This is a genomic window from Paracoccus sp. SM22M-07 (genome assembly GCF_001887735.1).
Taxonomy (GTDB): domain Bacteria; phylum Pseudomonadota; class Alphaproteobacteria; order Rhodobacterales; family Rhodobacteraceae; genus Paracoccus.
This window is the reverse complement of the sequence record NZ_JPKW01000005.1, coordinates 22,070-46,878: the sequence shown is the minus strand read 5'-3', so window position 1 is coordinate 46,878 and position 24,809 is coordinate 22,070. Positions and strand designations below refer to the sequence as shown.

The following is a 24,809-nucleotide window of genomic DNA, read 5'->3' as shown; positions in this document are numbered from 1 at the left end:
ACGTTCATGGCGCCTGCCGGGTTCAGGGCCTTGCCTATCCGGGGCGCGGCATGGCCGGCGGGCAGCCCATGGTGGAACGATCGCAAATGGGCGGATAGGATGCCGGGCGAGGCATATTCACGCAGGGCAGGGATGACGCAGGGATGACAATGACAGGCATGACGAACGATCTGACGGGAAAGGTGGTTCTGGTCACCGGGGCAAGCCGCGGCATCGGTGCGGCGACGGCGCGGGCATTCGCCGGTGCGGGGGCGGTCGTCGGTCTGATGGCCCGCAATTCAAAGGCTGTCACCAAGCTTGCGGATGAAATCGGGGGCATTGCGCTGACAGGCGACGTGGCGCGGGCGCGGGACATGGAAAAGGCCGTCGCCACCCTGCGTGACAAGGCCGGGCGGCTGGACGTGCTGGTGAACAATGCCGGCCTGATCGGTCCCATCGCGGGGCTTCGGGATGCCGATCCGGAGGAATGGGGACAGGCCATCGACGTCAATCTGAAGGGTGTCTTTCACGGCATGCGCGCAGCGCTGCCGGTGATGCGCGCGCAGGGCGGGGGCACGATCCTGACGGTCGGATCGGGCGCGGCCCATGCCCCGAAGGAAGGCTGGAGCGCCTATTGCGCCAGCAAGGCCGGGGCGCTGATGCTGACGCGATCCCTACACCTGGAGGCGCGGGCCGAAGGCATCCGCGCCATCAGCCTGTCGCCCGGCACGGTGGCCACCGACATGCAGGCCGCCATCCGGGACAGCGGCGTGAATTCGGTCAGCCAGCTGGACTGGTCCGTGCATGTGCCGCCCGAATGGCCCGCCAGAACCCTGGTCTGGATGTGCGGGTCCGAGGCTGACGGTTTTCTGGGCGAGGAGGTCTCGCTGCGCGATCAGGATATCCGGCGGCGTGTGGGGTTGATCGACTGAGGGGATTTGGATCGGCGCTGCCGCCTTTGGCCAAGGCCATGCGTGGCGCGGAAAACAAAAGGCGCATCGGCCCCCGACACCGCCGCAGCGGGCGTGATGACGGTGGTTGACGCGCATTTCCCCGGCCCTGGGGCAGGGGGACATTGAAAGGGCGTCCTGCCGCTGCCTGTCCGGCATGGCAGGACGCTTTGGCCGGGGACCGTGTCAGGGTCGGACGGCGACCACTTCGATCTCGACCAGCCAGGCCGGGTTCGCCAGTCCGGCCACTTCAAAGACCGATCGGGTGGGCAGGTTCGGCTGATCTTCGGTGCCGAAATACTGGGTGTATCCGGTCATGAAGCCGCTGAAATCCATCTCCTCGCTGCCCTCGGGGGCGACCAGATAGGCCTGCATCTTGACGACATCGCCCATGGTCAGGTCCAACGCGGTCAGCTTTTCCTCGATCGATGCCAGGGTGCTTTCGGTCTGGGCGGCGGTATCGCCGAACTGTTCGGGCGCACCGTCTTCGGCCTCGGCGTCGATGACCTGCGGGACGGTGCCGCTCAGATAGACCAGGGTCGCATCGGCGGGGATCTCGACTGCCTGCAGGATGGGAAAATCCGAATTGGGGATCGGATGTCGCGTGACATCGGCAAAGGCCGCGCCTGTGCCCAGAAGAAGGGCCGTGGATGCGATGGCGATCAGGGACTGTTTCATTCGTGCTCCGCTCGGTTGGGGTCTGCTGGGGATGCCGGACGCGTGATCGCGACGTCCTCGACGGTGGCATCGGGTTCGAAATCATTGCCAAGGTCGGTTTGCAAGTAGGTCACCAGGGCAACGATCTGTTCATCGTTCAGGAAGGTTCCAAAGGCCGGCATTCCAGCCTGTCCGTTCACGATCAGCGTGACGGGATAGGCCGAATATTCCAGGTTCGGATTGTCCGACAGGGCCGGATACTGCCCGGCACCCACCGCGCCGGACCCGTCGGGCATGTGACAGCCCGCGCAGAGGGTCTGGTACAGCTCCTCTCCGTCGGTCGAGGTATAGCCATCCGATCCGAACACCGTATCCTCGGCATAGGCCGACATCTGGGCGGGTTGGGCATATGCCGGAACGGCACATAGCGGCAAAAGGGCGGCGATTGCGAAGACGATCATTTTCATGGCTTCACCCGTTGATGACTTTGTCATGGAGACGCGTGATCGCGTCCAGCGAGGACAGGATCGCGCCTTCCTGCCAGGCGGGGATGTAGGACAGGTGTTCGCCCGCGCAGACGACGCGGTTGTCGACCTTGATGGCCTCCTGATAGCCTTGGGCCTCGCGGTCTTCCCAGACGCCCGAACATCCCAAGACCCAAGGCACCTTGTGCCAGGACACCGCGACGCCCGTCTTGAATTCGTCGCGATATTGCGGATGGATCTTTTCGCCCTGACGCAGGGCCCATTCGATGCGTTCGGCCGGCTGCATGGCGTTCAACTTGAACGTGTCGGCACCGCGCCAGGTATAGCCCCCCAGCAGCACGGCAGGCCCATCCGACTGATAGCCGGTGGAAGGATAGCTGATCTGGGTGATCGCCTGGTCGGTATAGCTGATGCCGCCATAGATCTGTTCGTCCTGTTCCCAGAACCGGCGCTTGAATTCCAGCCCGACCTTGGTCGAGCCGTTGTAGAACATCGAGCTGATGACGTTCGACAGGCCCGCCGACAGGTTGTGATCGATCTGCCCCAGGATCGAGAAGGGGATCGTGCAGACGCAGTAATCGGCGGTGCTGGTCTTGGTGCCGCCACCGGCCGTGTCTTCCCAGGTCACGGTGACGCCGCTGTCATCCTGCTGCAGCGACACGACCTTGGCGTTATAGGTGATCAGGTCGCCCACCTCGCGTTCGAAGCCCTGGGCGATGGCATCCATGCCGCCCACCGGCTGGAACATCGGCGCCCAGTGTTCCAGCGATTCATGCTGGGCCAGCGAACGCCACAGCTGCGACTGGATGACCTGGCTGGGATCATAAAGATCCGAGGTGACGGGTGCTGCATCCGCGCCACCGCCGGGCTGCTTGTCATAGCCGCGATAGCCGCTGGTGCCCAGGCTTTTGACATAGGCGTTCTGTTCGTCCAACACGCCGAAGCTGCGCAGGCTTTCGATCAGCATCTCGCGGTCGTCTTCGGTGACCATCTCGTCCAGCTTGCCCTGATCGACCGCCTTGGCCAGCAGTTCCGAGACATGGCCGCGATAATCGGTCTTGATCTTGCCCATCCGCTGCGGCTTGCCCTCGAAAGCGTCGCTGCTGTGGACATAGGCGTTGTAGTCGGTCTGGATGAAGGGCTCCAGCGGGACCTTCAGGCGCTTGCAGTAATCCATGACCGCATAATGGTGATGCGGCAGGCGCCACGGGCCGGGGTTGATGTAATTGCCCGGGGCGAAATCGACCTTCTGCGTGGCGCCGCCCAGTTCGGTGTATTCATCGCCCGACCGCAGGGTCCAGCAGCGGCCACCGGCCTTTTCGCGATATTCCAGCACCTCGACCTGATATCCTGCGGCCCGCATCTCCAGCGCGGCGGTCATGCCCGCCAGGCCCGCGCCCAGGATCAGGACCTTGGCCCCCTTCGGGTCGCCATCCAGCTTGATCGGGCCGGTATAGTTCGAGGCGGCCGCGTGCCCCATCGATGCCATGGCATAGTACATCGCGGAACTGCCTGCGGCCGTTCCGATCATGCCCAGCAGGTTTCGCCTGGTGAATTGGGTCATGTGACAACTCCCTCTTTACGCATGCCTTGGGGGACAATCGATCGCGCCTTGGCGCCTTGGTGAAGGTCCCACGGACATGGCTTCTGCCGTGTCTCTCATGCCGGAGTTCACCTTCGCGCGGCGGTTGTAAATGCCACGCGGTCCTTCGAGCCTCCCGTAACTTCAGGCTGCACCAGATTTGCTCATCATGCAAAAGATTAATGCAAATGCCGGTTGTGGACCCGCCGGGCGACGCTACCGGGGATCGATTTCGGGGCCCTGGAAAGGCGTCAGCGGGCCCTGCGCAACCGCCGAACGGGCAGGGCTGCGATCGCGCCCGACAGGATCAGGGGCGCGGCCAAAAGGAAGGCCCAACCGGGGCTTTCGCCGAAGACCGCCAAGCCCAGGATGACGGCCCACAGGATCGACAGGTATTCATAGGGGGCCAGGGCAGCGGCCTCGGCGTGGCGAAAGGACAGGGTCATCAGGATATGGGCGATGCCACCCGACAGGCCCGCGCCCAGCAGCAGCATCAGCTGTGACCCGTCGGGCACCGTCCACCCCAGGGGCAGCGTCGCCGCCCCCGCCAGCGCCGAAACGGCGGCAAACCAGAAGGCGATGGCACCCGCCTGTTCGCCCATCACCGTCAAGCGCCTGACCTGGATCAGCGCCGCCGCCGTCAGCAGGGCGGTCGTCACGCCCAGCACCAGACCCGCGAAGGCGGCCGCCGGCAGATCGCCTGTCATCGACGGCAGGCTGATCACCGCGCAGCCCGAAAGGCCCAGGGCGACGCCCATGATCCGCCGCCGGTGCAGGTTCTCGCCAAGGAAGGCCCAGCCCATCAGCGCCATAAAGGCCGGGGCCAGGTATGACAGCATCGTCGCCTCGGCCAGGGGCAACAGCCGGATTGTCGCGAAGGAGGTGAACATCGCCGCCGCCCCCATCAGGCAGCGCGCCGCATGGCCCAAGGGGCGCGTGGTCGCCAGACCCTTGGGAAAGCTGCCCGTCAGCCACAGGAAGGCCACAAGCGGCAGCAGCGCGAAGGCCGAACGGAAAAAGACGACCTGTCCCAGCGGAACCGTGGTCCCAAGGGCCTTGATGCAGCCCCCCATCGCCGCAAAGGCCAGCGTCGCCGCAACGCGCAGCAGGATGCCGAAAGCCTCGGTGCGGATGGCGGTGGCGGGGACGGGGGCGGCGGGGTGCAAGGGTCAGGCCGTCACAAAGCGGATATGGGGGTGGTCGGCATGGGCGCCGGCGGTGATCTCGGCCTCGACGCGGAAGACGTCGCGCAGCAGCGTCCGGGTCAGCACCTCGGCAGGCGTGCCGAAGGCCACCACCCGTCCCGATTGCAGAACGATGATCTTGTCGCAGAACATGGCCGCCAGGTTCAGGTCGTGCAACGCGACGACGCTGGTCAGGTCCAATGCGCGCACCATGCGCAGGATCTCGATCTGGTGGTGGATGTCCAGGTGGTTGGTGGGTTCGTCCAGGAACATCACGCGGGGGTTCTGTGCCAGGGCGCGCGCGATGATCACACGCTGACGTTCGCCGCCCGACAGGGTCTGCCAGGGCTGGCTGCGCCGCTTGGCCATGTCCACCTGCCGCAGGGCGGTCATCACGGCATCCTCATCGGCGGCGGTCCAGCCCGACAGCGCCGACCGGTGCGGCGTGCGCCCCAGCCGAACCACGTCGCAGACCGAGACATTGGTGTCGGTCGAGGCGTTCTGCTGGACAAAGGCCACCTGACGCGCCAGCGCACGGCGCGACACGCGGGCAATGTCCTGATCCATGATCCGGACGCTGCCCGATTGCGGCGTCTTCAGGCCCGACAACAGCCGCAGCAGCGACGACTTGCCCGACCCGTTGGGACCGATCAGGCCCAGTGTCTCGCCCTTGGCGACGCGCAGCGACACGTCCTGCACGATGGTGCGGCGTTTGACGCCCCAGACAAGGTTCTTGGCGATGACGGTCATGTCTGCGGCCTGGCGCGATAGAGGATGATGGCAAAGAACGGCACGCCGACAAGGGCCGTCACCACGCCGATGGGAATGGTCTGCTGTTCGGCCACCACGCGCGAGGCGATGTCGGCCAGGACCATGAAGACCGCACCCACCGAAGCGCAGGCCGGCAACAGCCGCAGATGCAGCGGACCCACGACATAGCGGGCGGCATGGGGCACGACCAGGCCCACAAAGCCGATGGCGCCGACCATGCTGACGATCGTGGCCGTCATCAGGGCGGTGATCCCAAACAGGATCAGCCGGATGCGCCCGACCGGGACGCCCAGGGCGGCGGCGTCTTCGTCCCCGAAGGTGAAGGCATCCAGCGACCGCGCCATCAGCAGACAGACCCCCAGGCCGATGACCACCACGATCAGCAGCAGGTGGAAATCCGGCCAGCGCACGCCGCCAAAGCTGCCCAGCAGCCAGAACATCACGTCGCGCGCCTGCTGGGCATTGCCCGAAGTGGTGACGACATAGGAGGTCAGCGCGTTGAACAGCTGCGATGCCGCGACACCCGCAAGGATGGTGTGGTTCGGCCCGCTGGTCGCGCCGTTCGACAGGATCGCCACCAGCGCGAAGGCGGCAAAGGCCCCCGCGAAGGCCCCCATCGACAAGGACAGGCTGCCCGCCCCGATGCCCAGCACGATCACCGCGACCGCCCCGGTCGATGCCCCCGCGGAAACGCCCAGCACGAAAGGCTCGGCCAGGGCGTTGCGCAGCAGCGCCTGCAGGATCGCCCCGCACAGCGCCAGCCCCGCGCCGGCCAGCGCCGCCACCAACGCCCGGCTGAGCCGCAGGTCCCAGACCACGCTCTGCTCGATGGGGGGGATGTCGGCGGCGGTCAGGCCCAGCCCGTTGGTCACGGCCAGAAAGACGGTGCCCAGCCCGATGCTGTAATCGCCGATGGCCGAGGCGACGGCGATGGCAAAGCCAAGCACCACCAGGACCAGCGGCAACAGCAGCAGCAGAGCAGCGCCGCCCTTTTCGTCGGCATCCGTCATTTCAGGTCAAACGACCGCAGCTGCTGGGCCAGTTGTTCGGCCCCGTAAAGGGTATGGACCGAGGGGTTCATGGCCGAACCGCTGATCACGGCGATGCGTCCGGCCTTGACGGCCTCCATCTGGCTGACCGCCGGGTCGCTGGTCAGAAAATCGATCTTGGTCTGGGCCTCGTCCAGCGCCCACCGTTCCCGGTCGACCTGCGCCGCGACGATCACGGTCGGCTCCGCCGCCATGATGCCTTCCCAGCCCAGGGCAGGCCATTCGGCTTCGGTCTTCAGCGCGTTCGAGCCGCCCAGAAGATCGGCGACATAGCCCGAAGGTCCGTTGCCGCCCGCCAGATAGGCGTCATCCGACGGCGAGGAGGACGAGAACCAGAACAGGAAGGTCAGGTCGTCGCGCCGGGCGAATTCATCCCGCAAACGGGCCTCGCGCGCCTTCAGGTCGTCGATCAGCGCCTGTCCGCGATCCTGGACGTCATAGATGCGGGCCAGATCGTCGATTTCCTGATAGAGCATATCCATGTTCCACAGGCTTTCGCGCAGGCCATAGATCCCGGTATCCTTGCTGCCCGTGGCGTTCTGGGCATCGGTCACGGTGCTGCAGGCGCTGGGGGACAGATAGGTGGGAATGCCCAGCTTTTCGAAATCTTCGCGCTTGGCGACCTTGCTGTCGGGTCCCAGAAGCGTCACCAGCATGGCGGGCACAAAGTCGGGCTGCTTGGCCAGGATCGCCTCCAGCGTGGGGAACTCGACGGTCAGCACGTCGACCTTGGCGTTCGCCTTCTCCAGCTCGGGCAGGACCTTGTTCGGCCAGAAGGCGGTGCCGGCCATGCGATCCTCCAGCCCCAGCAGGAACAGGATCTCGGCGCTGTTATGCCCCAGGGCCACCGCGCGTTCGGGGGCCTTTTCAAAGGTCACCTGCTGCCCGCAGTTTTCGATGGTCAGGGGATATTGGGTGGGTTCGGCGGCCACCGCGCTGGCCAAAAGGGCTGCGGCCAGGGCGCCTGATGCCGCGAGGCAGGGGATGCGCATCATGTCAATCCGTTCCTGATATAAACAGTCGGATTCCGAGTAGTGGATTGGTGGCCAGACCTCAATAGCGGTTTTGCCGCCTGCGCCTGAGGTCGCGACAAGGTGTCTTCGGCGAAATCGACCGGCGCGGACCCCGGACATGCCGAGGGCGGCTTCGTCATGAAGCCGCCCTCCCTTCTCTCAGGCCGATCGATCAGTTCGAAGCGGTCTGCAGCAGCCCGGTGATGCGGCGGACGGCCACGCGGCGGTTCTCACGGACGTCACCTTCCTGCTGGACCTTCGGCGTTTGTTCGCCATAGCCCTGGACGACCATGTTTTCGGGGGCGACCTCGAAATATTCGCTCAGCGCCAGCGCCACAGATTCCGCGCGGCGGTCCGACAGGGCAAGGTTCGCAGCCTCCTCACCGACCGTGTCGGTGTGACCTTCGATCAGGAAGATCTCGTTGGGATTTTCCGCAATGGCTTCGCGGATCACATTGCCCAAGGCCGTCAGCTTCTTGGCCTGATCGGCATCGATCGCGGCCGAGTTCGTCTCGAAGGTGATGCCGTTCACGTCGATCGGCGCCACCAGCGAACGGACCTCGGAAATGTCGCGGATCTGGCTGAGGCTGAAGCGGCGGTCCACGTCGGCTTCCCGCATCAGGGCCTCGCGCAGCGATGCCTCATCCATGTCGCCGCCCGAATTTTCGATGGCTGCGGCGGGTTGCGGCAGCGTCGCGATGTCGACGGGTTCGACGGCGGCGGTTTCGTCGATCAGACGCGTCTGGGTGCCGTCCGCCGACACCAAGGTGCGGCGCAGGACGCGCAGATCGGCATCGCGGATGGTCACAACGCGGCTGCCATCCGAACGCGTCACGACGGTGCGCGACGACCCATCGTCGAAATTCTCGGTGGCGACGGTCGATCCGGGCTGGCGCAGCAGGGCGACGTCATCCTTGATCAGCTGTTGGGTGCCATCCGGGCGGGTCACGACGACACGGTCGGGGGATGACAGCTGAACCTGGCGGTTGTTGCTGAGCATGGCGCCCACGGCAACGCCACCCAGACCCAGCAGCAGGGCCTTGGTCAGGTCGTTGTCATCGTCGGACGCGTCCTTGGCTTCGCCGGTGTTGCCTTCGGCGGAGGCCGCCTCCTGCATGGTCGTCGCGAAGTCCTCGCTGGAGGAACGGCTGTTCTCTTCGGTCACTTCCTCTTCGGTCACCTCCGAGGTCGCCTCATCGTCAAGCGCGGCGACATCGGGCGCCTGGGTCTCGGCGGCGGCATCGGCCGACGCGCTGCCCTGTGCATTGCCTTCGGCGGGCGTGGACTGGCCGGCCTCGGCCTCGGCTTCTGCCTCGGCTGAGGGTTGATTCGAAGCTGTGTCAGTGCCAGTGTCGGTGGCCTCCGTCTCGGATGCCGCCTCGCCTTCCTGCTCGGCGGCCATGGCCGCATCCAGGTCGCTGGCTTCTTCGGCGCCGGTATCGGCAGCGGCGTCGGTCTCGGCTTCAGCTTGCGGCTGCTTGGTGGCGGCCGGTTCAGCCATCCCGGCCTCGGCCTCGGTGCCTTCCTGGTCTTCGACGGCATCGGTTCCGGTCGCCTGCTCTCGGGCGGCGTCAACTGCGTCGGATGCCTCGGTTTCCTCCGCCGATGCTTCGGGGGCGGCGTCGGCTTCACCGGCGGCTGCGGGCTGGCCCTCCTGTTCGGCCTTCATGGCCGCATCCAGATCGGTGTCTTCCATTGGGGCGGCGTCATCGGCGGCTTCTGCGGGCGCGGCGGCGCTGTCCTCGGCTTGATCGGCGGCGGGCATTGCGGCTGCTTCAGCCTCGGGCGCCGTGGCCTCGTCGGATGTCGCCTCGGCTGGCGACGCTTCGCCCTCAGTGGCGGTTTCGGCCGCCGGTTCGGACTTGGCGTCAGCTGCAGGGGCTTCGCTGGCGGCTTCGGGCGCGCTGTCTTCCGGCGCGGCGGCATCCTCGGCGGGCATCTCTGCCGCCGGTGCTTCGGCCTCGGCGCCTTCGCCCGTCTCCGCTGCCGACGCGGCAGGCGTCTGGGCATCGGTCATGGCGTCGTCTGCGGTTTCGGATGCGGCATCGGCCTCAGGGACCACGGTTTCGGGCGTGGTTTCCGGTGCGGTCTCGGCTGCGGGCGGTACGATCTGGGCCTCGGGGTCCGTTGCGACCTGGGCGGCGGCCATATGGGGGGCCAGCAGGGTCAGGCAAGCGGCGATGGCGGTCGTATTCTTGAAAATGCGTCGCATGTTTGCTCCTTGAAGGAATGGCGATCATCCTGCCCAGATAACAAGCACCGCGCTGCCGGGTTCCCGATCAGGCCCCCGGCCTACAGAAGGGTGATCGGGTCCAGAGCCTTGCCATCCGCCCCTTCGGCGCCATCCCGCCAGTCATGCAAAGACCCCCGCGCATCCCTGCGCGGGGGTCCAGAGGCCTTACATATACGGCGCGATCAGATCTTTTTCGGGCCCGTGGCCAGGATGCAGAGCAGAGAGATCGCCGCCGCCGCCAGCAGGTAATAGCCGACATAAGCCATGCCATAGTTCATCTGCAGCCAGGTTGCCGCATAGGGCGCCAGCGATGCGCCGAAGATCCCTGCGAAGTTGAACGTCAGCGACGACCCCGTATAGCGGACCTGCGCCGGGAAGGGCGCCGCCAGTGCCGCCCCGATGACGCCATAGGTCAGGCCCATCAGCATCAGGCTGATCGTGACGAACAGATAGATGCTGGCCTCGTTTTCGGCACTGCCCTGCATCAGGGGGCCGAAGGACAGGGCGAACGCCCCGATCAGGACGGTGACGATCAGCAGGAAGCCATAGCGCCCCGTGCGATCCGCGATCTTGCCCGCGAAGGGGATGGTCAGGCCGAAGACGACCGAGCCGTAGATCTGGATCAGCAGTGCATCCTTGAACGGGATCTGCAGCACCTTGACGTTGTAGGACAGAAGCCACGCCGTCGCCAGATAGAAGAGGACGAAGGTCGCCAGCGCCGCGAAGGTGCCCAGAAACACGCTCAGCTTGTGATTGCGGAACAGTTCGGCCACGGGGACCGAAACGCGCTTGTCCTTCTTGATGGCCTCGGCGAATTCCGGCGTCTCGGTGATCGACAGGCGGATCCACAGCCCGATCCCGACCAGCAGGATCGAGGACAGGAACGGCAGACGCCAACCCCAGGCCAGCAGTTCCTCCTGGGTGATGAAATGCAGCAGGATCCAGAACAGGCCCGACGAGAGCAGCAGCCCTAATGGCGCGCCCAGCTGCGGGAACATGCCATACCAGCTGCGCTTGCCCTCGGGGGCGTTTTCGGTGGCCAGCAGGACCGCACCGCCCCATTCGCCGCCCAACCCGAAGCCCTGGCCAAAGCGGCACAGCGCCAGCATCAGGGGCGCCCAGATGCCGATCTGGTCATAGGTGGGCAGAAGGCCGATGGTCACCGTGGAGATGCCCATGGTCAGCAGGGCGGCGACCAGCGTCGTCTTGCGTCCGATGCGGTCGCCATAGTGGCCAAAGACGATCGCCCCCAGGGGACGCGCAAAGAACGCGATCGAGAAGGTCGCGAATGACGCCAGCAGCGCCGTGGTGGGGTCCGATCCCGGAAAGAACAGCGACGGGAAAATCAGGACCGCGGCGGTGGCGTAAATGTAGAAGTCGAAGAATTCGATCGTCGTGCCGATGACGCTGGCGGTCAGGATCTGGGCCGGCGTGTTGGTGGGTTTGGGACGGTCGGATGCAATCGATGCCCCTGCGGATGGGGAATTGCTTTGGTTGAATTTCATGGCTGGTCCATAGGGCCCGTGATTTGAAAGGAATTCGTCCCGTGCAATCATGGCCGGTGCTGATCGTGCAGCCCTTGCGCGCCGGCCTGAACTCGTGAGGGGGCGAATGGCCATTCCATCGTGAACGGCAGCTGCCCCCTGAACCCGTCGCCTGCCGATGTCAAGTTCCGGCGGGCCGGGTTCCGGGCGATGCGCCGGGATGCGGGGCCCCTTGCGGGATGGTCGGGACCACGTCACGGGCGGGTGGCCACGCGCCCACCGGCGCAACCGACGGTTTCCGACGCTCGACCTGCGGATGAGGGGCGGGGCGGTGATCCTGCCCGAAATGGGGAAGCGCGCCGGTCGATTTGCCAAGGGTGCATGCGAATGGCCGAGGGCCCAGTCCTTCCGAAACCTTGGCGCAATTTCGCTTGCGCCGGATACTGCGCAGGACGTTCGATCCGCGGTTCTGGTCAGGGTGGGTATTGCGATGGATGCGAAGACACGGCTTCCGGTCACGGTCCTTTCGGGCTTTCTGGGCGCCGGCAAGACCAGCCTTCTGGGCCACATCCTGAACAATCGCGGCGGGTTGCGGGCGGCGGTGATCGTCAACGACATGGCGCAGGTGAACATCGATGCCGACCTGATCCGCAACAGCGGCGCGGATCTGAGCGTGACCGAGGAGACCCTGGTCGAACTGTCGAACGGCTGCATCTGCTGCACCCTGCGCGAGGACCTGCTGACCGAGGTCAGGCGCATCGCATCGCAGAACCGCTTCGACTGCCTGCTGATCGAATCCACCGGCATCTCGGAGCCGCTGCCGGTGGCCGCGACCTTTGAATATTGCGACGAAAACATGGTGGGGCTGGCCGACCTGACCCGGCTGGACGCCATGGTGACGGTGGTCGACGCGACGACCCTGGCCGATGATTTCGCAAGCGACGACCTGTTGCGGATGCGCGGCCAGTCCCGCGACACCCAGGACCCGCGTGCTATCGTCGAGCTGCTGGTCGACCAGATCGAATTCGCCGACATCATCGTCCTGAACAAGGTCACGACGGCGGGTCCGGCGCGCGTGGCCCAGGCGCGCCGCATCATCGGTGCGCTGAATGCGCAGGCGCGCATCATCGAGGCCGATCACGGAAAGGTCCCCCTGGGGGACATTCTGGCGACGGGGCTGTTTTCCGCCGCCAAGGCCCGCAGCCATCCCCTGTGGTTCCAGGAACTGAACGGCTTTGCCAAGCATGTGCCCGAAACCGACGAATACGGTATCACCTCGTTCGTCTATCGCGCGCGACGACCCTTCGATGCGGCGCGGATCAGGGCGGTCCTGACCGGGCCGCTGCGGGGGGTGATGCGGGCCAAGGGGCATTTCTGGACCACCGCGGACCCGGCGCGCGTGATGGATTACAGCCTTGCGGGCAATCTGGCCGCCATCGGCACCGCGGGTCGATGGTGGGCGGCCATGCCCCGGTCCGAATGGCCCCGCGACAGCGCGACCATCGCCCGCATCGCCGACCGCTGGCAGCCGCCCTTCGGGGACCGCCGGCAGGAGCTGGTCTTCATCGGTTCGGGTTACGACCAGGCCCGCATCACCGCCGACCTGGATGCGGCACTGATCGGCCAAGGGTCCGGGCTGGTGCGCATGCGCAGCGCCTGATCGTCTTTACCAGTCCCAGGGCCGGCGGTGTGCCGGCCCGCCCAGTCACCAGTTCTTCCCCGGAGGTCAGGCCATGCCCGACAATGCGATCACCTTGGAAAATGCCCGGACGGACGGGCGTGCGCCCCAAAGTTACTGGGATGTCGACCATTCGTCCCAGATCGAGGGCTTTGCCACCGATATCAGCGTGAACGCCGGCGATCAGATCGATTTCAAGATCAACATCAACGGCAATGCCGGCAGCGATTACCAGGTCGAGATCTTTCGCCTGGGCTATTACGGCGGCGACGGGGCGCGTCAGGTCGCGGAATGGGTCAACACCGATGGCGTGGTGCAGCCCGATGCCGAATATGACGCCACGCGCGCCCTGGTCGATGCGGGCAACTGGTCGGTCACCGACAGCTGGGACATTCCGGCCGATGCGGTGTCGGGCGTCTATCTGGCCCGCGTGCAGCGGCTGGATGCCAATGGCGACCCGATCGAGGGGGCCACCAACCAGATCCCCTTCATCGTGCGCGAGGATGACCGCCCCGCAGACATCGTTCTGCAGACATCGGACACGACATGGCATGCCTATAACGGCTGGTTCGGCAACAATGGCCAGATCGGCGCGAATTTCTATGGCGATGCCAGCGGCACGGTCGATCACCCGGATGTCCCCGATCCGGCGGGAACCGCACAGGACCGCGCCTATGCCGTCAGCTACAACCGGCCCCTGATCACGCGCGGGATCGAAGGTCAGCAGGGCGGCCCCGCCGCAGGCGCGCAGGATTACCTGTTCGGCGCCGATTACGCCGCGATCCATTGGCTGGAACAGAACGGCTATGACGTCGCCTATCTCTCGGGGATGGATACCGAAAGGCTGGGGGCGGATTACCTGAAGAAATACCAGTCCTTCATCTCGGTGGGACATGACGAATACTGGTCGGGCGATCAGCGGCTGAATGTCGAGGAGGCCCGCGACGCCGGCGTCAACCTGCTGTTCTGGGGCGGCAACGACATCTATTGGAAGACCCGTTGGGATGTCAGCATCGTGGACGGCCAGGAATACCGCACGCTGGTCTGCTACAAGGAGACATGGGCGCATGGCGACCCCAATGCCACCGGCGCGGATTACTATAACCTCGACCCCTCCGACATCTGGACGGGCACCTGGCGCGACATCCGGTTCCAGGACAACCCGCTGGCGGGTGGCGCGCTGATCGATGATCCGCTGACCGGCCAGCCCCATACCTGCAACTGCGCCGAGAATTCGCTGACGGGGCAGCTGTTCGGGCCGGATGGCACGGGGGAATTCGGCGGGGCGCTGGATGTGCCCGAAAGCTATTCGGTGCTGCGGGTCTGGCGCGACACGACCATTGCCGATGGCGGCCAGCTGGACATTGCCGAAGGCATCCTGGGCTATGAATGGAACACCTCGCCCAATGACGTGAACCGGCCGGCGGGGCTGATCAAGCTGTCGGAAACCACCATTCCCTGGTCCGGCATCCTGATCGACCAGGGCAACACCATCGCGCCGGGCGTCGCCACCCACAACCTGACCATCTATCGCGCCGAAAGCGGGGCCATCGTCTTTGGCGCGGGCACGGTCTTCTGGACCTGGGCGCTGAGCGACCGCCACGATTCCGAACCCTATGGCGCGCAGATCGAGAATACCGACCTCAAGCAGTTCACCATCAATCTCTTCGCCGATATGGGCATCCAGCCCGGTGTCACGGATGCGGTTCTGGCGTCGCAGGGGCTGGTTCGGGCGCTGGCCTCGGATGACGACGTGGCGGCGACGGTCCAGATCGATGCCCTGCCCACGGAAATCGACGCCTATCAGACGATCCGCATTTCGGGGACGGCGAGCGATGACGACGGCAATCCGCTGACCGAGGACGGCGTCGTCGCCGGGGTCGAGGTGTCGCTGGATGGCGGCGCGACATGGATCGCGGCGCAGGGCACGACCAGCTGGCAGCTGGATTGGCGCCCATCGGTCCAAGGCAGCTATGACATCCGGGTGCGGGCCATCGACGATTCCCTGAACACGCCCGCCGCCGTGACGTTGCCGTCGCAGATCATCACGGTCAACGCGCCGGTGCCGCCGGGACAGGTGAACCTGCTTGCGCCGCTGATCGCCTTCGACGGCATCTTGGTGAACGACAACACCCCCCTGACCATCGGCCAGCAATTCGTCACCACCGAAGGCGGCACCGTGACGGAACTGCGCTATTACCGCGCAGAGGGCGATGCCAATGACACCGACCTGCGCCAGGGTCATCTGTGGGGGCCGGACGGTCAGCTGATCGGAACCGTGTCCTTCGTGTCCGATCCCGGCCAGGTCGGCTGGCAGACCGCCACCTTGGAGACCCCGGTCCAGATCCAGGCGGGTGTGACCTATACGGTGTCCTATGACACGCTGAACAATTACGTCACCACCGCCGGCTTCTTTGACAGCGCCTATTCCGAACCCTATGGCATCATGTCGGCGGGGGCGGGCAGCGGGGTCTATGACTATGGCAGCGACCTGGCGCGGCCGACCGCCAGCTTCAACGGATCGAATTATTGGGTCGACGTAACCTTTGCGCGCGGCAGCGTCGGCAATGACGCGCCGGTCTTTGCCAGCGCGAACACCTTCACCGCCCCCGAAAACGGCGTCCTGGCGGGGCTTGTCACCGCCACCGATGCCGAAGGCGCGCCGATCCGCTATGCCATCGCCGGCGGTGCGGATGCGGACAAATTCTGGATCGATACGCAGACGGGGCAGCTGGCCTTCCTGTTCGCCCCGGATTTCGAATCCCCCTTCGATGCCGGCGCGAACAACATCTATGATCTGGTGGTCAGTGCGTCGGACGGGATCAACACCCCGACCGGACAGGCCATCAGCGTCACCGTGACGGATGTGGCGACCGAAACCCAGCCCGGGCCCTCGAACCTCTTCGGTCCTGCGGACGGGCCGGCGGGGGTCGCGACCGACGATCCCTCGACCTATGAACTGGGCGTCCGGTTCACGGCCTCGGCCGATGGGGTCGTGGACAGCCTGCGATATTATCGGGGTGCCGCGGATGCGGGCGATACCGATATCCGGACACTGAATATCTGGACCGATCAGGGGGTCAGGCTGGGATCGGTTCAGGTCCGATCGGAGGCGGGCGACAGCGGCTGGCAGGTCGGCACCCTTGCCAGCGGCGTCGCGCTGGAGGCGGGGCAGACCTATGTCGTGTCCTATGGCACGCAACAGAACTATGCCTATAGCGGCGGGTTCTTCGCATCCCCGTGGACGGGCCCGGATGGCACGCTGTCGGCGGGCACCGGCGTCTTTGCCGCGGGCGGGACGGGCCTGTTTCCGACCCAAAGCTACAACAACACGAATTACTGGGTCGATCTCAGCTTTACCCCCGACGCGACGATGGCGAACGAGGCGCCCGTCTTTTCATCCGCCCCCCTGGTGGCGGTGGCCGAAGAACAGACCCGCGCCGCCCAACTGACCGCCACGGATGCCAATGGCGACAACCTGACCTATGCCATCATCGGCGGTGCGGATGCGGACTTCTTTGCGCTGGATCCCCAGACCGGCCTTTTGACCTTCGTCGATGCGCCCGACCACGAGACGCCCCTGGATGCCGGGGGTGACAACATCTATGACGTGACGGTCGCGGTGGGGGACGGGCAGGGTGCCCTGGTCCAGCAGGCGCTGACGGTCACGCTGATCGATATCGGCAACGAACCCGACCCCGATGCATCGCGGCTGTTTGCGGGCACCGACCGGCCCGCCGCGACATCGGTCGCCGACCCGACCGACTACGAACTGGGGGTCCGCTTCACCGCGTCCGAAAATGGCAGCATCACGCATCTGACCTATTATCGCGGGGCGGGGGATGCGGGCGACACCGACACGCGGACCCTGAACCTGTGGTCGGAAAGCGGGGTGAACCTGGGTTCGGTCACCGTGACGTCGCTGCCCGGCCAGACGGGCTGGCAGACGGCGGCGCTGCCCGACCCGATCGCCGTGCAGGCGGGGCAGACCTATGTGGCCTCCTATGGGACGGAACAGAACTATGCCTACAGCTCGGGCTATTTCAACAGCGGTCACGTCGGTCCGGATCAGGTCCTGAGCGCATCGGCGGGCAATGGCGTCTTTTCGGCGGGCGGAACGGGCGGGTTTCCGACCCAAAGCTACAACAACACCAATTACTGGGTCGATGTCACCTTCACCCCCGACACCCAGCTTGAGCCCATCCTGGCCGAAGCCGTCCAGGCGCCTGAAAACGTCTTCTATCAGCCGCCCGATGACTTCTTCATCTTCACCTGAGCGCGTGGTCTCAGTCCTGGACCTGCCGCGGGTTCAGGATGCGCACCTCGCGTTGGGGGAAGGGGATCGTGACGCCATGCGCCTTGAAGACGTCCCACAGCGCCAGAAAGACCTTGCCGCGAATATTGGTCAGCCCGCCCGTCGGGTCCTTGATCCAGAAGCGCAGCACGTAATCGACGCTGGAATCGCCAAAGCCCACGATGTGGCAGACCGGCGGGCGTGATGCCAGCACCCGGTCGTCGGTCAGGGACGCCTCGACCGCGATGCGGCGCACCAGATGCGGATCGTCGTCGTAGGACGTGCCGAAATGGATATCCAGGCGCACGAATTCGTCTGAATGGGACCAGTTGACGACCTGGCCGGTGATCAGATCCTCGTTCGGGATCAGGTATTCCCGCCCGTCCCGCGTCGAGATCGAGGCATAGCGCGCCCCCAGCTGGTTGATCCAGCCGAAGGTCTCCCCGATGGAGATCACGTCGCCGGGCTTGATCGACTTGTCCATCAGGATGATGACCCCCGACACCAGGTTCGACACCACCTTCTGCAACCCGAAGCCGATGCCAAGGCCGATCGCGCCCGACAGGAAGGCCAGCGCCGTCAGGTCGACCCCGATGGCCCGCAGCCCGATGATGAAGGCCGCCAGGAACAGCACCGTCTGCATCAGCTTGACCGTCAGCACCCGCATGGAGGGCGACAGGTCCTCGCTGGTGGCGATGCGCGCCGACAGCCAGCGCGACAGGAACTTGGCGATCAGGAAGAACACCGTCAGGATGGCCAGCATCTGCAACAGCATCAGGACCGAGATGCGCACCTCGCCCATTTCAATGGCCATCCGGTCCAGCAGGCGGGCAGTGGCATGGGTCAGGTCCAGCGCATTCAGCGTGACCCAGATCAGCGCCCCCCACCGCACCGCCTTGCGCAGCAGCGGGTTCGTGATCAGCCGCGTGGTGAAGACGATGATCAGCCAGGCCAGGGTCAGGTTCGCCAGCAGCACCAGCAGATAGGATCTGCTGGGCCATGTCACCTCGCGCATGACGGTGACGACCAGCCAGATCAGGGCGACGAAGATGATGCCGCGCAGGCGGCGGCGGATCAGCACCAAGAGCCGCAGCCGCCATTTCGGCCAATCCTCGCGGCTGCGCATCCAGACCTGCAGTCGGGGCGTGAACATCCGCGCCAGCAGATGCGCCAACACGAACAGCGCCAGGGCGATGACCAGCTGATAGGTATTCCAGGGGCGCAGCAGCCCCGCCAGCAGAAAGCCGATCTGATCCAGCATCAGCTGTCCCAGGGCGGCGGCCCTGTCGATCAGCCCGGTCGTGGTCTGAGGCTCCATTCTGTCGTCCATCCCGACCCCGACGCGGGGCATGCGATCAGCGTGGCGCACAGGGCCGGGTCTTGGCAAGCCCAGGGCGCGCGCATCATCCGATCGACGGCGGATGACCCGTGCCTGTCATCCGAAGACGGGCCAATGTCGCGTCCGGCGTCCGACAGGGGCCGGCGTCACGCCCCCGGCGTCACCACAATGTCACCAGCCCGTCGCCGTATTGTCGGACGGGGCTGGCAGGTCTGCGTCATCCGCGCCGCAGGAACAGGAGACATGCGATGCCCCGTATCACCTTCACCCGACGCCAGGCCCTGATGGGGACCGCCGCCCTTGCCGGTGGGCTGGCGATGCCGGGGCTGGTCCGTGCCGCATCCCGCCCGATGCTGACCCACGGCGTGCAGTCGGGCGATGTCGCCCATGACGGCGCCGTCATCTGGGGCCGCGCCGACCGCGAGGCCGAGATGTGGGTCGAATGGTCCACATCCGACAGCTTTCGCGACGCGCATCTGATGCCGCGGTTGCCGGTCGGTGCGCCCACCGACAACACGGGCAAGATGGCGCTGACCGGGCTGCCCTCGGATCAGGAGATCTTCTATCGCGTCACCATGGCCGATCTGTCGGACGGCACGAAATCCGAACCCGTCACGGGCCATTTCCGCACCGCGCCGAATGCCGCGCGCGATGTCAGCTTTGTCTGGTCGGGCGACGTGGCGGGGCAGGGCTGGGGCATCGACGAGGACCGCGGCGGCATGAAGACCTATGCCACGATGCTGAACCATAACCCTGATTTCTTCCTGCATTCGGGCGACACCGTCTATGCCGACGGACCCTTGCAGGAACGCGTCGATCTGGCCGACGGCACGGTCTGGAAAAACATCGTCACCGAGGCGAAGATGAAGGTGGCCGAGACGCTGGACGAATTCCGCGGCCAGCACCTGTACAACCTGATGGACGCCAATGTCCGCGCCTTCAACGCGCAGGTGCCCGTCATCGCACAATGGGACGACCACGAGGTCACCAACAACTGGTACCCGAACGAGATGCTGGATGCCGACGACCGCTATGCGGTCAAATCCGCGCGCCTGCTGGCCGCCCGGGCCGGTCAGGCCTTCCATGAAATGCTGCCCACGCGCCAGAGCCTGTCTGAGCCGCGCCGCATCTATCGCAAGGTCGCCTATGGCCCGCTGCTGGATGTCTTTGTCATCGACATGCGCACCTATCGCGGCGACAACACGGCCAATGACGAAGACGGCGGCACGCCGTTTCTGGGGGCGGAACAGATGGCATGGCTGAAGCGGGAACTGACCAATTCCACCGCCGTCTGGAAGGTGATCGCCGCCGACATGCCCATCGGCATGATGGTCCGCGACGGCGACACGGCCATGGAGAACGGTGCGAATGGCGACGGCCCCGTGCGCGGCCGCGAGGCCGACATCGCGGCGATGCTGTCCTTCATCAAGCATGGCGGGATCAGGAACACGGTCTGGCTGACCGCCGACGTGCATTACACCGCCGCCCATCACTACAGCCCCGACCGCGCGGTGTTTCAGGATTTCGAACCCTTCTGGGAATTCGTGTCGGGGCCCCTGCATGCGGGGACCTTCGGTCCGTCGGATTATGACAACACCTTCGGCCCCGAGGTCCGCTTTGCCAAGCATCCCGACGAGGGCCAGGCGAACCTGCCGCCCTCGGACGGGATGCAGTTCTTTGGCAAGGTTGATATCAGCGCCGCCACCAAGGTGATGACCGTCAGCCTGATGGACCGCGAGGACGTCACGCTGTGGTCCACCGAACTGGAACCGGCGCTGGCCTGATCTGCCGGGCCGCGGACTGGCCCCCGTGGACTGGCCCCCGTGGGGGGTCAGTCCTCCATCAGGTCCAGCGCGCGGGCCTGATCGCCGGCGGGGTCGTCATATTGGCCCGACCGCAGCGACCAGACGAAACCCGCCAGCCCCGCCAGCCCAAGGGTGACCGAGATCGGGATCAGGACGGCCAGAACGTTCATCGAAACCTCCGCAGGGCATTCAGCGTCACGGTCAGCGACGACAGCGACATGGCCAGCGCCGCGATCAACGGCGAGGCATGTCCCGACATCGCCAGCGGCACCGAGACGACATTGTAAAGCACCGCCAGCCCGATGTTCTGGCGCATCCGGCCCATCGCGGCCCGTGCGGTGGTCAGCGCGCGCGGCACGCCCATCAGCCCGCCGCCGATCAGCACCACGTCGGATGCCGACCGCGCCGCATCCAGCGCCGAACCCGGCGAGATCCCGGCATGGGCGCTGGCAAGGCAGCCCGTATCGTTCAACCCGTCCCCCACCATCAGCACATGCAGCCCGCGCGTGGTTTCCCCGCGCACCCAGTCTACCTTTTCGGCGGGTGTCAGCCGGGCCAGCGCCGTGTCGATGCCGGTTTCCCCGGCCATGCGGGCCACGGGTTCGGGGGCATCGCCCGACAGCAGCGCCAGATGATAACCCTGACGGCGCAGCGCCTGGATGGTGGGCAGGGCATCGTCGCGCAGGGCTTCGGATGTGGTCAGCGGGACGGGTGGCCGTCCCGCGACCGACAGCCAGACGGCGGCACCCGTTCCCTCGGCACCTGCGATCCAGCCGGCCCGGCCAAGGCGGACGGTCCGGCCATCCAGCGCCCCCTGAACACCGCAGCCCGGATGTTCGGTGGTGTCGGTGACGGCGGCGGGTGCGATGCCGCGCGCCTCTGCGGCCGCCACGATGGCCCGCGACACCGGGTGGCGTGATGCCCGCGCCAGCCCCGCCGCGATGGACAGCGTGTCCGCATCGGGGGTGCCGCCAAGCGTCACGAGCCCCGTCGTCAGCGTGCCCGTCTTGTCGAAGGCCACGGTGTCGATCTGGGACAGACGTTCCAGCGCGGTGGCGGATTTCACCAAGATGCCCGCGCGGAACAGCCGCGCCGTCGCCACCGTCGATACCGCAGGCACCGCCAGCCCCAGGGCACAGGGGCAGGTGATCACCAGGACCGATATCGCGATGTCCAGCGCCCGCCATCCGTCGCCCGACAGCATCACCCAGCCGACGAATGTGGCGGCGGCCAGCACATGGACCAGCGGCGCATAGATGCGGGCGGCGCGGTCAGCGATGCCGGTGTGACGGGTGCGCTGCGCCTCGGCGGTGGCGACCAGATCGGCCATGCGCGCCAGCGCGGTGTCGCGCCCGGCGCGGTCCACGCGGACGGTCAGCGCGCCGGTCAGACAGGTCTCTCCGGCGGTGACCGCATCGCCCGGACCTGCGGCTTGCGGGACAGATTCACCGGTCAGGGCGGACCGGTCCAGATCGGTCCGCCCCGTGATGATGGTGCCGTCGGCGGGCAGCCGGTCGCCCGGACGCACGCGGATCAGCGCGCCGGGGTGCAGGGCCCGGGCATCGACGATGCGGTCCACCCCGTTCTCGATCAGCACCGCCTGCGGGGATTCCAGCGCCGCCAGTTCGGCCGCGGCGGACCGGGCGGCGGCGCGCCCCGCGCGGTCCAGATAGCGCCCGATCAGTAGGAAAAAGGTCAGGGCCAACGCCGCGTCGAACCAGTTGGCGCGGTCGCTGAAGCCGAAGGCATTGGCCAGCGATGCCGCCGAGGCCAGGACGATCGCAAGCGAGATCGGCACATCCATGTTCATCCGCCCGTGGCGCAGCGCGCCCATGGCCGAGGCGAAGAAGGGCTGGGCCGCATAGCCTACCGCCGGAATGGCGATCGCCGCCGAGATCAGGTGAAAGACCTGCGCGGTGGCCCCGGCGGCGCCGCTCCAGACGGCGACCGACAGCAGCATGACGTTCATCATCGCGAAACCCGACACGCCGATGCGGGTCAGAAGGTCGCGGGCGGTCACGTCGCGCGGCCCAAGGCGGCCCGCATCCAGCCGTTGGGCGCGGTGTCCGGCGGCGGCCAGGGCCTCGATCAGCGCGGCATCATCGGTGCCGGGCGCCACCACCATCACGCGCCGCAGGGTCAGGTTCACGCGGGCCTGCCGAACCACGGGCAGTGCCATCAGCGCGCGTTCGACCGTCGCGATGCAGGCGCCGCAATGGATGTCGGGCAGGTGCAGCACATGGGTCGGCTGATCCACCGCAGGGGCCTGGGGCAGCGAAACCGACGAACAGGCGGGGCAGGCGGTCACCATGACGGGTCCACCGTCAGCGAAATGGCGCGCTGATAGGCGGTGCCGTCATCGGCACGGCCCGATACATCCAGCCGCCACAGGCCCCGCGCCAGATCGACGGCGGCGCGTCCCTTGGCATCCAGCGCCAGGGCGACGTCGTCGCGGGCCTCGGTCGGGCGCCCGACATGGGCGGTCAGGTCGCGGATGGGGACGGGGTTTCCGTCACGGTCCAGCACGCGCAGCTGCAGGACGCCGCCCCGATATTGCGCCCGGGCCGTCCAGCCAAGCGCCTGCTGGGCCTTGCGGCGCGCATCGAAGGACTGGCTGGCGACATAGGAATTGGCGACCTCCAGCCCCGGAAAGGTGCCGACGGCCTTGACGGCCAGCAGGATGTTGACGGCAATGATGATGCCAAAGCCCGCGACGAACATCGCGCCGACATGACGGCCCCTCAGTTCGGTCATGTGTCGTCCTTTCCGTTGAATGTGCTGTCCACATGGGCCCTTTCGCCGCTGACCGTATCGCTGACCCACAGGCGGACGGGGCTGTGATCGCGGGTGGCGGGGTCCGATCCCGCCGGCGCGGTCAGATAGACGCGGACCTTGACCTGGGCATCGGCGGGCACGGTCACCTGACCGCCCTGATGGCCCTCGACCTGCAGTTGGGCCGCGCTGTCGGCGCCGGGGGCCAGTGCAAAGACGCGGGCATCGTGATGCTTGTTGCGCAGCCGCACGTCATAGGCGTTGCGCACGCTGCCATCGGACAGGGTGACGAAGGTCGGGTTGCGCACCGGGGCCACCGTCAGTTCGATCTGGGGGCGCATGAACAGGGCAAAGACCAGCGCCGCCCCGATGGCCAGCCAGATCGCCAGATAAGCCATGTTGCGCAGCTTCAGCGCATGTTTCCACGCCGGGATATGGGTGCCGCCCGCCGCTTCGCGCGGGGCGTCGGACAGGGCCAGGTAATCGATCAGGCCGCGCGGGCGCCCGATTTTCTCCATCACCTGGTCGCAGGCATCGATGCACAGCGCGCAGGTGATGCAGGCCATCTGCTGGCCGTCGCGGATGTCGATGCCCATCGGGCAGACATTGACGCAGGCGTTGCAATCGACGCAGTCGCCGGGGCCCTGCACATGGGTCGTGGTGTCGGGCACGCCGGGCATGGGGATGACGGGCGCCCGCCCGCCGATCTGCGGTCCCGTCACCCGCAGGCCGGCGGCCTGCTGGCGGCGCAGGCCACGGCCGCGCGGTTCGCCCCGCCAGTCGCGATAGGCGACGGTCAGCGTGCCGGGGTCCATCATCGCCCCCTGGATGCGCGGCCAGGGGCACATGTAGATGCAGACCTGTTCGCGCATGAAGCCGCCGAAGACGAAGGTCGTGGCCGTCAGGATGGCGATGGTGGCATAGGCGATGGGTGGCGCCGACAGCGTCACCAGCCGGCGGGCCAGGTCGGGCGCATCGGTGAAATAGAACACCCAGGCCCCGCCCGTCGCCAGCGCGACCAGCAGCCACAGCGCCCATGTCGTGGATTTCAGGCGGATCTTGCGGCCCGTCCAATGCGACTGGTGCAGGCGCATGCGGGCATTGCGGTCGCCTTGGACCCATCGTTCGATCACCAGGAACAGGTCGGTCCAGACCGTCTGGGGGCAGGCATATCCGCACCAGACCCGTCCCAGCATCGCGGTGAACAGGAACAGCCCCACCCCCGCCATGACCAGCAACCCCGCGACGAAATAGAATTCATGCGGCCAGATCTCGATCCAGAAGAAATAGAAGCGGCGGTTCGCCATGTCGACCAGCACCGCCTGGTCGGGCAGGTTCGGCCCACGATCCCACCGCAGCCAGGGCGTCAGGTAATAGATGGCCAGCGTCACGGCCATGATCCACCATTTCAGGCGGCGGAAATGCCCCTGCACGCGGCGCGGAAAGATCGGGACCCGCGCGGCATAGAGGGTCTGGGGGGTATCGGACATCATGCTGCCTTTTCTGTGCGCGCCCTTCGTGGCCGAGGGGCGCG

The 24,809-nt window shown here is 66.4% G+C and carries 18 protein-coding genes; 4 read left to right on the top strand and 14 right to left on the bottom strand.

All coding sequences use genetic code 11. The features are described 5' to 3' along the window. Positions 1 to 158 precede the first annotated feature (158 nt). On the top strand, positions 159 to 911 hold the full coding sequence (locus tag IE00_RS09725) for an SDR family oxidoreductase (RefSeq protein WP_240493840.1): 753 nt from the start codon (positions 159 to 161) through the stop codon (positions 909 to 911). 204 nt (positions 912 to 1,115) lie between these two features. Here the strand turns inward: IE00_RS09725 and IE00_RS09720 are convergent, their stop codons facing one another. The 9 genes from IE00_RS09720 to IE00_RS09680 form a co-directional block, all read right to left on the bottom strand. Continuing rightward, complete coding sequence (locus tag IE00_RS09720) at positions 1,116 to 1,607, bottom strand: RidA family protein (protein ID WP_072296931.1); 492 nt, start codon at positions 1,605 to 1,607, stop codon at positions 1,116 to 1,118. Further along, a complete protein-coding gene (locus tag IE00_RS09715) occupies positions 1,604 to 2,053 on the bottom strand; it encodes a cytochrome c (protein WP_072296930.1) in 450 nt (149 codons plus the stop codon). The genes IE00_RS09720 and IE00_RS09715 overlap by 4 nt, the downstream gene beginning before the upstream one ends. 4 nt (positions 2,054 to 2,057) lie before the next feature. Further along, entirely contained in the window at positions 2,058 to 3,635 is a 1,578-nt protein-coding gene (locus IE00_RS09710; protein WP_072296929.1) for a flavin monoamine oxidase family protein, read from the bottom strand. A gap of 269 nt (positions 3,636 to 3,904) precedes the next feature. Next, positions 3,905 to 4,819: a DMT family transporter gene (locus IE00_RS09705; protein WP_240493839.1), complete on the bottom strand. Its 915-nt coding sequence runs from the start codon at positions 4,817 to 4,819 to the stop codon at positions 3,905 to 3,907. A 3-nt stretch (positions 4,820 to 4,822) separates the two neighbouring features. Continuing rightward, positions 4,823 to 5,587, bottom strand: coding sequence for an ABC transporter ATP-binding protein (locus IE00_RS09700; RefSeq protein WP_072296928.1), 765 nt, complete (start codon positions 5,585 to 5,587; stop codon positions 4,823 to 4,825). Beyond that, positions 5,584 to 6,618, bottom strand: a complete 1,035-nt coding sequence (locus IE00_RS09695; protein WP_072296927.1) for an iron ABC transporter permease — start codon at positions 6,616 to 6,618, stop codon at positions 5,584 to 5,586. Before IE00_RS09695 ends, IE00_RS09700 begins: the two co-directional genes overlap by 4 nt. Then, complete coding sequence (locus IE00_RS09690) at positions 6,615 to 7,652, bottom strand: ABC transporter substrate-binding protein (RefSeq protein ID WP_072296926.1); 1,038 nt, start codon at positions 7,650 to 7,652, stop codon at positions 6,615 to 6,617. The genes IE00_RS09695 and IE00_RS09690 overlap by 4 nt, the downstream gene beginning before the upstream one ends. Before the next feature lie 190 nt (positions 7,653 to 7,842). Next, positions 7,843 to 9,882 (bottom strand): OmpA family protein, encoded by a 2,040-nt coding sequence (locus tag IE00_RS09685; RefSeq protein ID WP_072296925.1) that lies wholly within the window; start codon positions 9,880 to 9,882, stop codon positions 7,843 to 7,845. A 203-nt stretch (positions 9,883 to 10,085) separates the two neighbouring features. Further along, the gene (locus IE00_RS09680) at positions 10,086 to 11,408 is read right to left on the bottom strand and encodes an MFS transporter (protein ID WP_083554255.1); all 1,323 of its coding nucleotides are present in this window, start codon (positions 11,406 to 11,408) and stop codon (positions 10,086 to 10,088) included. Between the two features lie 469 nt (positions 11,409 to 11,877). On the opposite strand from IE00_RS09680, the gene IE00_RS09675 reads away from it, so the two are divergent. Continuing rightward, positions 11,878 to 13,047, top strand: coding sequence for a GTP-binding protein (locus tag IE00_RS09675; RefSeq protein ID WP_072296924.1), 1,170 nt, complete (start codon positions 11,878 to 11,880; stop codon positions 13,045 to 13,047). 73 nt (positions 13,048 to 13,120) lie between these two features. Next, positions 13,121 to 17,341 carry a DUF4082 domain-containing protein gene (locus tag IE00_RS09670; RefSeq protein ID WP_072296923.1) on the top strand — a complete coding sequence of 1,407 codons (4,221 nt, stop codon included), beginning with the start codon at positions 13,121 to 13,123 and terminating at the stop codon, positions 17,339 to 17,341. Between the two features lie 10 nt (positions 17,342 to 17,351). On the opposite strand, the gene IE00_RS09665 is transcribed toward IE00_RS09670, so the two are convergent. Further along, the gene (locus tag IE00_RS09665) at positions 17,352 to 18,677 is read right to left on the bottom strand and encodes a mechanosensitive ion channel family protein (protein WP_072297073.1); all 1,326 of its coding nucleotides are present in this window, start codon (positions 18,675 to 18,677) and stop codon (positions 17,352 to 17,354) included. Positions 18,678 to 18,946: 269 nt separating this feature from the next. On the opposite strand from IE00_RS09665, the gene IE00_RS09660 reads away from it, so the two are divergent. Beyond that, on the top strand, positions 18,947 to 20,482 hold the full coding sequence (locus tag IE00_RS09660) for an alkaline phosphatase (RefSeq protein ID WP_072296922.1): 1,536 nt from the start codon (positions 18,947 to 18,949) through the stop codon (positions 20,480 to 20,482). A gap of 47 nt (positions 20,483 to 20,529) precedes the next feature. On the opposite strand, the gene ccoS is transcribed toward IE00_RS09660, so the two are convergent. Genes ccoS through IE00_RS09640 form a run of 4 tightly spaced genes read right to left on the bottom strand, consistent with a single transcriptional unit; the run spans position 20,530 to position 24,765 of the window. Continuing rightward, a complete protein-coding gene (ccoS, locus tag IE00_RS09655; RefSeq protein WP_072296921.1) occupies positions 20,530 to 20,673 on the bottom strand; it encodes a cbb3-type cytochrome oxidase assembly protein CcoS in 144 nt (47 codons plus the stop codon). Continuing rightward, positions 20,670 to 22,814 (bottom strand): heavy metal translocating P-type ATPase, encoded by a 2,145-nt coding sequence (locus IE00_RS09650; RefSeq protein WP_072296920.1) that lies wholly within the window; start codon positions 22,812 to 22,814, stop codon positions 20,670 to 20,672. The genes ccoS and IE00_RS09650 overlap by 4 nt, the downstream gene beginning before the upstream one ends. Beyond that, entirely contained in the window at positions 22,808 to 23,257 is a 450-nt protein-coding gene (locus tag IE00_RS09645; protein ID WP_072296919.1) for a FixH family protein, read from the bottom strand. Before IE00_RS09645 ends, IE00_RS09650 begins: the two co-directional genes overlap by 7 nt. Continuing rightward, positions 23,254 to 24,765 (bottom strand): cytochrome c oxidase accessory protein CcoG, encoded by a 1,512-nt coding sequence (locus IE00_RS09640; RefSeq protein WP_072297072.1) that lies wholly within the window; start codon positions 24,763 to 24,765, stop codon positions 23,254 to 23,256. Before IE00_RS09640 ends, IE00_RS09645 begins: the two co-directional genes overlap by 4 nt. Positions 24,766 to 24,809: the final 44 nt, after the last annotated feature.

Coding starts and splice junctions, on each gene's coding strand:
- IE00_RS09725 (WP_240493840.1), top strand. CDS start 159: ATGACGAACGATCTGACGGGAAAGGTGGTTCTGGTCACCGGGGCAAGC.
- IE00_RS09720 (WP_072296931.1), bottom strand. CDS start 1,607: ATGAAACAGTCCCTGATCGCCATCGCATCCACGGCCCTTCTTCTGGGC.
- IE00_RS09715 (WP_072296930.1), bottom strand. CDS start 2,053: ATGAAAATGATCGTCTTCGCAATCGCCGCCCTTTTGCCGCTATGTGCC.
- IE00_RS09710 (WP_072296929.1), bottom strand. CDS start 3,635: ATGACCCAATTCACCAGGCGAAACCTGCTGGGCATGATCGGAACGGCC.
- IE00_RS09700 (WP_072296928.1), bottom strand. CDS start 5,587: ATGACCGTCATCGCCAAGAACCTTGTCTGGGGCGTCAAACGCCGCACC.
- IE00_RS09695 (WP_072296927.1), bottom strand. CDS start 6,618: ATGACGGATGCCGACGAAAAGGGCGGCGCTGCTCTGCTGCTGCTGTTG.
- IE00_RS09690 (WP_072296926.1), bottom strand. CDS start 7,652: ATGATGCGCATCCCCTGCCTCGCGGCATCAGGCGCCCTGGCCGCAGCC.
- IE00_RS09685 (WP_072296925.1), bottom strand. CDS start 9,882: ATGCGACGCATTTTCAAGAATACGACCGCCATCGCCGCTTGCCTGACC.
- IE00_RS09680 (WP_083554255.1), bottom strand. CDS start 11,408: ATGAAATTCAACCAAAGCAATTCCCCATCCGCAGGGGCATCGATTGCA.
- IE00_RS09675 (WP_072296924.1), top strand. CDS start 11,878: ATGGATGCGAAGACACGGCTTCCGGTCACGGTCCTTTCGGGCTTTCTG.
- IE00_RS09670 (WP_072296923.1), top strand. CDS start 13,121: ATGCCCGACAATGCGATCACCTTGGAAAATGCCCGGACGGACGGGCGT.
- IE00_RS09665 (WP_072297073.1), bottom strand. CDS start 18,677: ATGGAGCCTCAGACCACGACCGGGCTGATCGACAGGGCCGCCGCCCTG.
- IE00_RS09660 (WP_072296922.1), top strand. CDS start 18,947: ATGCCCCGTATCACCTTCACCCGACGCCAGGCCCTGATGGGGACCGCC.
- ccoS (WP_072296921.1), bottom strand. CDS start 20,673: ATGAACGTTCTGGCCGTCCTGATCCCGATCTCGGTCACCCTTGGGCTG.
- IE00_RS09650 (WP_072296920.1), bottom strand. CDS start 22,814: ATGGTGACCGCCTGCCCCGCCTGTTCGTCGGTTTCGCTGCCCCAGGCC.
- IE00_RS09645 (WP_072296919.1), bottom strand. CDS start 23,257: ATGACCGAACTGAGGGGCCGTCATGTCGGCGCGATGTTCGTCGCGGGC.
- IE00_RS09640 (WP_072297072.1), bottom strand. CDS start 24,765: ATGTCCGATACCCCCCAGACCCTCTATGCCGCGCGGGTCCCGATCTTT.